Raw genomic sequence first — 1,464 nt, 5'->3', positions numbered from 1 at the left:
AAAGAATCTAGGTATTTATATGAAGATAATTTTTCTAATAAAGTATCTATTTTTTCTCTAGCTTCTGTATTAATTCTTCTTGTTGAGTGTATATTTTGAGCTACTTTCTTTTTAAACTCTTTTTGTTCTAATTCATCTTTTGTAGATAAAAAACTAATCCACATAAACTCTTTTATAATATCACTGTTATTTTTAAAGATTGGAACTACTGTAAGATAAATATAAAATTCTTCTTTATCTTTTGATATTTTTTTTAGTTTACCTTCCCAAATTTTACCTTGATTTATGATTTCTAATAAATTTGTATATATTAAACTATTTGTTTCATCAGGTTTAATAATATCATATGTTAAACCAATAAGCTCTTCTTGTGTATATCCAGAAACATCACAAAAATAATAATTTGCAAAAGTAATTTTTCCTTCTAAATCTGTTTTTGTAACTAATGCAATTTGATTTATAACAGTTTTAATATCTTTTAAATGCATATAATTTTCATATTTCATTTTTTTATGATATTTATTTTGACAAATATGCTCAACTGAAAAAACTAAATCTTTTGCATTAATTGGTTTTTCTAAAAAATCAGAGGCTTTATATTCAATTGCTTTTAATACATCATTTACTTCAATTTTATTTGTAGTTAAAATAAAATTTATATCATTTTTAGATTCTCTTATTTTTTTTAGAACATCTAATCCTGAAATATCAACTAATTTTTCGTCACAAATGATAATATCAATATTAAACTCTTCATTCTTACTTTTTTCTAATTCCAATAATGCTTCTTTTCCTGTTTTGGCACAAATTACATGTTTGAACTTTTTTTGTAATATATTTGAGAAATATTTATTAGTTGATTCTTCACTTTCGACATAAAGAATTGTTAGTGTTTTTAAAAAAGCATAATTAAACATTTATTGTTTTTCCTTTTGTGCTAATACTTGCTCTTTTCTATGATTTTCTACATCTTTTAAGTTTTTAATTTTTACAGTTCTTTTTTCAATTTCTTCTTTAATTCTTTGAATATATGCTTCTTTAGTTTTTATTTCTTCAGTTACTCTAATAATCTTTTTACTTGATCTTACTTCAGATATTTTCATTTCACTTGTCATTGTAGCAATTTTATTAATTTCTTTATTTAGGCCATATGTTAACTGTTCAAATTTTTTATTGCCATTTTTAAGTCTATTTTGCAATCTAAGTATTTCATTATATTGTTCTTGATTATGTTTTTTATAATCATTTACTGCTTCTTCAACTTTATTGTAATCTTTATATTTTTCTAACTCTTTTTCTAAAATATCAATCTTATCTTGAGCAACTTTATAAACTTTTCTTGTTTCTTGTAAATTATATAAAACTTTTTTCTTATAATCTCTTTTGTTTTGTTCTTCTTTTGTAGTTATAAAATTAACACTTATAAATTTTCTAATCTCATTTGAATTTTTATGTAGTATGGAG

2 protein-coding genes are annotated in these 1,464 nt (G+C 21.3%); both read right to left on the bottom strand.

Annotated elements, in window-relative coordinates; translation table 11 throughout:
* Positions 1–917 (bottom strand): response regulator (locus ACERKK_RS13105; RefSeq protein WP_373773519.1); only part of this gene is annotated, 917 nt, incomplete at its 3' end.
* The coding region (locus tag ACERKK_RS13100) for a hypothetical protein (protein WP_373773518.1) at positions 918–1,464 on the bottom strand (547 nt) is incomplete at its 5' end. It abuts the gene before it with no gap.

It is taken from the genome of Poseidonibacter sp., assembly GCF_041821165.1.
Lineage (GTDB): Bacteria > Campylobacterota > Campylobacteria > Campylobacterales > Arcobacteraceae > Poseidonibacter.
Note: the sequence above shows the minus strand (reverse complement) of the source record. Positions and strands in the feature narration are given on the sequence as shown.